Here is a 5,489-nt window from a genome sequence, read left to right as displayed (position 1 = left end):
GCGCCTCCAGCAGGCGATGTGGAACGGCGCCGGGATCAGGCGGGACAGTGCCGGGCTGAAGCGGACCCTTGGAATCGTCGAAGAACTCGCCGCGTTGCCTCTCAGGGCGGCGACACCGCGGAACCTCATCGAGTGCTGCGGGGTGCAGAACCTCTGCACGACCTCGATGCTCATCTGCAGATCAGCCCTCCTGCGCCCGGAGAGCCGCGGCGCCCACTGGCGGACCGACATCGCCCAGACCTGGGACGCACAGACTTCTCCTTTCGGTCACACGCACATCAGCCGTGCCGGCGCTTCCATCGAGGAGGTGAGGGGATGAAGACCATCACTTTCTCCATCTCGCGTTTCGACCCGGAGTCCGAGAAAGAACCGCATTTCGAGGAGTACTCAGTCGAGGTGCACGAGGGGGCGAGGGTGCTCCACGCCCTCCATGCCGCCCATGCACAGGACCCCTCCCTTGCCTACCGCTGGTGCTGCGGTTCGGGCCAGTGCGGGAGTTGCGCGGTCCGCGTGGACGGCGACCCTGCCCTTGCCTGCCTTACCGAGGCACGGGACGGGATGGTTGTCGCACCCCTCGACCTCCCGGTCGTGAAGGACCTGGAGGTGGATCTTGCGCCGTACCTCGGCCGCCTCCCCTCCATCGTCCCGGGCGGGTGTGCGGGTTTCCCGACAAAGGATGAGATCAATGCGATCAAGCCCCTGCGGGAGTGCATCGAGTGCATGTCCTGTGTCTCGGTCTGTCCGGCCCTGAAGGTGACTGACTTTGCCGGGCCGACGGCGATGCGGCAGGAACTCCGCCTCGCTCTCGACCCGAGAGACGCCGGCGACCGCATCCCTGAGGCCGTCGAAAAGGGGCTCTTCTGCTGCACAAGTTGCCAGAAGTGCTGGAAGGTCTGCCCGAAGGAGATCAAGATCCCTGGCAAGGCGATCGAAAAACTGCGGGAGATCGCAAACAGGCGGGGCCTGACCCTGCCGAGGCACGCCGAGGTGGCCGAACTTGTCAGGAAGACCGGCCGGAGCGTCACCAGGACAAAGGAGACCCTCCTCGAACAGGTGCCCCAGGTGATCGAGCCGTACGGCGAGGTGCGGGCGACAGTCGGGTTCTTTGTGGGTTGCATGTACAACGGCCGCCTCCCCGAGACCGCTCTCGACATGCTCGAAGTGATGAGAAGAAACGGCATCAGGGTCGTCATCCCGCATGAGCAGGTCTGCTGCGGGTCGCCCCTGATCCGGACAGGCCAGACGACCTTCCTCGACCACCTGAAGAGGCGGAATATCGAGGCATTCAGGACCCGGGACATCGACACGGTGATGACGATGTGCGCCGGGTGCGGGTCGACCCTGAAACATGATTACAAAACCCCGTTCAGGGTGATGGACGCCACCGAGGTGCTGACAGAGTACGGGATCGCGGACCCGGCGAAACTCCACCTCACCGCGACCTACCATGACCCCTGCCATCTCCTGCGGGGGCAGGACGTCCGCGACCAGCCGCGGGAACTCCTGAAATCGGTCGTCGACCGCTTTGTCGAGACGCCGAACCAGTGCTGCGGGTCGGGCGGCGGCGTCCGCGCCGGCATGCCGGAGGAGGCGGCCGCACTCGGGAAGATGCGGGGCGAGGCCTTCGAGAAGAGCGGGGCCGATATTGTCGTCTCCTGTTGCCCCTTCTGCGAGTTCCACATCTCGGAGAACACGAAACTCCCGGTGAAAGACCTCATGACCCTGCTGCGCGAAGGGTATGAGGAGAAGGACCGGAAGGAGCAGAAAAAGGCATAAAACTGCAGCCCGGACCGTAAAATATCATCTTTTTTCGCCGGAGATCATTGCCAGGCAGGTCCCGACCAACACTATATTATCACGACCCGCCGATCATGAGGGATCAGGAGACCCCATGGACGCCGCCATCCTCGACGACATTGTCGTCATCTTCGCACTCTCCATCGCGATCATCTTCGTCACCTCCCGACTGAAGGTACCCGGCATCGTCGGGTTCCTCATCGCGGGGATGGTCGCCGGCCCCCATGCTCTGGGATTCGTGCAGGAGACCGGCACCGTCGAGGCCCTCGCCGAGATCGGGGTGATCCTCCTCCTCTTCACCATCGGTATGGAGTTCTCGTTCACCGAACTCCTGCGGATACGGCGGGCCGTGCTCGGCGGCGGCACCCTCCAGGTGCTCCTGACGGTCACGGCCGTGGCCGCCGGCGCATGGATCGCCGGCATCCCCCCGGCACAGGCCGTCTTCCTCGGGTTTCTCCTCTCCCTCTCCTCGACGGCGATCGTCCTCTCCCTGTTGCAGGGGCGCTCCGAAGTCGAAAGCCCGCACGGGAGGACAGCCCTCGGGATCCTCATCTTCCAGGACCTCGCGATCATCCCGATGATGCTCCTTGTCCCGATGCTCGCCGGGGCCGAAGGGGTGGGAGGGACGTCTGTCCCCCTCTTCCTCGCCACCTCCGCGGGGATCATCGGGTTCGTCATCGTCTCCGCGAAGTGGCTTGTCCCGGCCGCCCTCTACCATGTCGCCCGACTGCGGAGCCCTGAGATCTTCCTCCTTTCCATCCTCGTAATCTGCCTCTTCACCGCCTGGCTCACCCAGAGCGCCGGCCTCTCCCTCTCCCTGGGCGCCTTCCTGGCAGGACTGATCATCTCGGAGTCCGAGTACTCCCAGGACGCTATCGGCGCCGTCATCCCTTTCAAGGAGGTCTTCACGAGTTTCTTCTTCGTCTCGGTCGGCATGCTCCTCGACGCCGGTTTCTTCCTGGCCAACCCCGTGATCATCCTCATCATCACCGCGGGCGTCATCGTCGCCAAGGCCCTCGTCGCCGGCGGCGTCACCCTCGCCATCGGCCAATCCCTCCGCACGGCCGTCCTCACGGGATTCGCGATCAGCCAGATCGGCGAGTTCTCCTTTGTCCTCTCCAGCGCCGGCCTCAGCGCAGGGCTCATCGACGGGACACTGTACCAGGCCTTCCTGGCGATGGCGGTCGTCACGATGATCGCCACACCCTTCGTCTTCTCCGCGGCGCCGAAGGTCGCCGACAGGGCGATGCGCCTCGACCTTCCCGAGAGGATCAGGCGGGGGACGATCAGGGAGACGTTTCCGAAGGAGCCCGAGATGAACGACCATATCATCATCGTCGGGTTCGGGATCGGCGGGAAAAATGTCGCCAGGGCGGCACAGGCGGCGAAGATCCCGTATGTCGTCATCGAGACGAACCCGGAGACGGTGAGACTGGAGAGGGCGAAAGGAGAACCGATCCACTACGGCGACGCCACGCGGCGGGCGGTCCTCGGCCATGCCGGGGTCAGGACGGCAAAGGTGCTCGTCATCGTCATCTCAGACCCCTCGGCGACACGGCGGATCATCGCCGCCGCCCGCCGGGCAAACCCGCATGTGCGGATCATCGCCCGCACCCGATATGTCGGCGACATCGACGAACTCGCCGGCCTCGGCGCCGACGAGGTGATCCCGGAGGAGTACGTCACCTCGATCGAGATCTTCACCCGCATCCTCACCGCCTATCTTGTCCCGAGGGACGAGATCGAGCGTTTCACCGCGGAGGTGCGGGCCGACGGCTACGTGCTCTTCAGGTCGGCGGAGGCTCCCCGCCCCGGCCTCCATGACATCGGGTTCTACCAGCCGGGCGCCGAGGTGGAGAGCCTGCGGGTCGGAGAGGGTGCGGCCATCGCGGGCATGACACTCGCGGAGGCCGACCTGCGGCGGAAACACGGCGTCACCATGCTTGCGGTCCGCCGGGGGGCGCGGGTGATCGCCGCGCCCGACGGTGAGACGGCAATCCTCGCCGGCGACGTCTGCGTCGTCATCGGCCCCGAGGACAGGATCGCCGACGTCGACCACCTCTTCAGGGAGAAAAAAGGAGAGTGAGGGTCACCGGGAGAGGAGGTACGCGTGCGCCTCCAGGGCCGCCTTCGCGCCCTCACCTGCCGCGATGATGATCTGCTTGCCATGGATGGAGGTGACGTCCCCGGCCGCAAAGATGCCGGGCACGCTTGTGTGGCAGTTTTCGTCCACGACAATCTCGTTACCGGCATTGGTCCTGACAAGGTCCCGGACAGCCCCGATATTCGGTTCGTGGCCTATCTCGGCAAAGACGCCGTCGACGGCGATCTCCTCCTCGGCTCCTGTTTCCTTCTGCCGTATCCGCATGCCGGTGAGGACAGTCTCGCCGACAAGGCCGGAGACAACATAGGGCTGATGGACGGTCACGTTCTCCTGTGTCTTCAGGAGGTCGAGATAGACGGCATCCGCCTTCAGGGTGCTCCTGACGATGAGGTGAACCGTCCGCGCGATCTTTGCCATCTCAAGCGTCGTGGTCACCGCTGAGTTGCCGCCGCCGACGACGGCGACGTCCTTGCCCCGGAAGAGGGGGCCGTCGCAGGTGGAACAGACCGAGACACCCCGGCCCCAGAACCTCTCCTCCCCCTCGACACCGAGGCGGCGGGAGCTGCGGCCGGTGGCGACGATGACGCTCTTCGCCCTGACAGTCCGGTCGCCATAGGTGGTGACGACAAAGCTGTCGTCCTCCCTCCTGACGCCGGTCGCCCGGTCGAGTTCGAGGCTGATATTCAGGCCCCGCGCCTGCTCCTCGAACTTCGCCATCAGGTCCTCGCCCGAGACCACCCGGTAGCCCATATAGTTCTCGACCGCCCAGCTCTCCATCGCCTGCCCGCCGATGTTCTCCGAGATTATCAGGGTGGAGAGGAGTTTCCGCGTCGTGTACACCGCGGCGGTGAGGCCCGCGGGACCGGCGCCCAGGATGACGACGTCATAGAGTTCCTCCTTCTTCTCGGTGCCGAAGAGGGCGTTGAGGCGGGGTGCGTCGAAACCGACGACCACGTCCTCCCCCACCACCGTCACCGGAACGCCGAGCTGCTTCGAGACCCGGAAGAGTTCGCGGGCCGCCTCCTCGTCTTCGCCGACGTCGATATTTTCGTATTCTATCCCGTGTTTCTCCAGAAAGGCCTTGACCATCCGGCAGTACGGGCACTGCTTCGTGGAGTAGACTTTCACCTCCGGCATAGGGGGGAGTTGGAAGGCCGGGATAAAAGGGTTGTGCAGGTCGGGGATCGACCCCGACCTTTCCACCTTCGCGCCGGGTTTGCACCGGGGCGGTGGAAACGAGGCGGCGGCAGAAGGGGACCGTTCCTGAGAGGTATGTGCGTACAGAGTACAGTATGAGAAGTGTGTACAGGTACCCGGGGTAATTTACACACGTTTCCGGGAACATACGGCACGCCCGCGGGGGTGGCGTGTGTTGCTGCGATACGCGGGGTGGTGTAAACGTCGGCGAGCACCCGGCGTGCACGGCCCTGTTGCCGGATCGGCGGCTGCCGGCGACGGATCTCCCCGGTGCAATACCGGCGCGAAGGAGAGAAAACAGGTGCAACGGTGCAAAAGACAGGGGGCCGCAGTCTCCGCTTTACAATCTCTGTATGATGTATCCGATCCACTATTCCCGACGTTTTTCAAA

General features: G+C 64.6%; 3 protein-coding genes and 1 pseudogene. 3 read left to right on the top strand and 1 reads right to left on the bottom strand.

The genetic code is table 11. From position 1 onward, the window contains the following. The 3 genes and pseudogenes from PHP59_RS11130 to PHP59_RS11120 all read left to right on the top strand — a co-directional run. Positions 1 to 319, top strand: a pseudogene (locus tag PHP59_RS11130) (fumarate reductase/succinate dehydrogenase flavoprotein subunit); the annotation flags it as partial. After that, positions 316 to 1,776 (top strand): fumarate reductase (CoM/CoB) subunit TfrB, encoded by a 1,461-nt coding sequence (gene tfrB, locus PHP59_RS11125; protein ID WP_300166956.1) that lies wholly within the window; start codon positions 316 to 318, stop codon positions 1,774 to 1,776. The pseudogene PHP59_RS11130 and the gene tfrB, both read left to right, overlap by 4 nt. Before the next feature lie 115 nt (positions 1,777 to 1,891). Further along, entirely contained in the window at positions 1,892 to 3,883 is a 1,992-nt protein-coding gene (locus PHP59_RS11120) for a cation:proton antiporter (RefSeq protein ID WP_300166953.1), read from the top strand. A gap of 3 nt (positions 3,884 to 3,886) precedes the next feature. On the opposite strand, the gene PHP59_RS11115 is transcribed toward PHP59_RS11120, so the two are convergent. Continuing rightward, positions 3,887 to 5,038 (bottom strand): FAD-dependent oxidoreductase, encoded by a 1,152-nt coding sequence (locus PHP59_RS11115; RefSeq protein WP_300166949.1) that lies wholly within the window; start codon positions 5,036 to 5,038, stop codon positions 3,887 to 3,889. Positions 5,039 to 5,489 lie beyond the last annotated feature (451 nt).

The organism is Methanofollis sp., assembly GCF_028702905.1.
In the GTDB taxonomy this organism is placed as follows: Archaea; Halobacteriota; Methanomicrobia; order Methanomicrobiales; family Methanofollaceae; genus Methanofollis.
The sequence above is the reverse complement of the archived record's forward strand: the minus strand, read 5'-3'. Positions and strand labels throughout refer to the sequence as shown.

Coding starts and splice junctions, on each gene's coding strand:
- PHP59_RS11115 (WP_300166949.1), bottom strand. CDS start 5,038: ATGCCGGAGGTGAAAGTCTACTCCACGAAGCAGTGCCCGTACTGCCGG.
- tfrB (WP_300166956.1), top strand. CDS start 316: ATGAAGACCATCACTTTCTCCATCTCGCGTTTCGACCCGGAGTCCGAG.
- PHP59_RS11120 (WP_300166953.1), top strand. CDS start 1,892: ATGGACGCCGCCATCCTCGACGACATTGTCGTCATCTTCGCACTCTCC.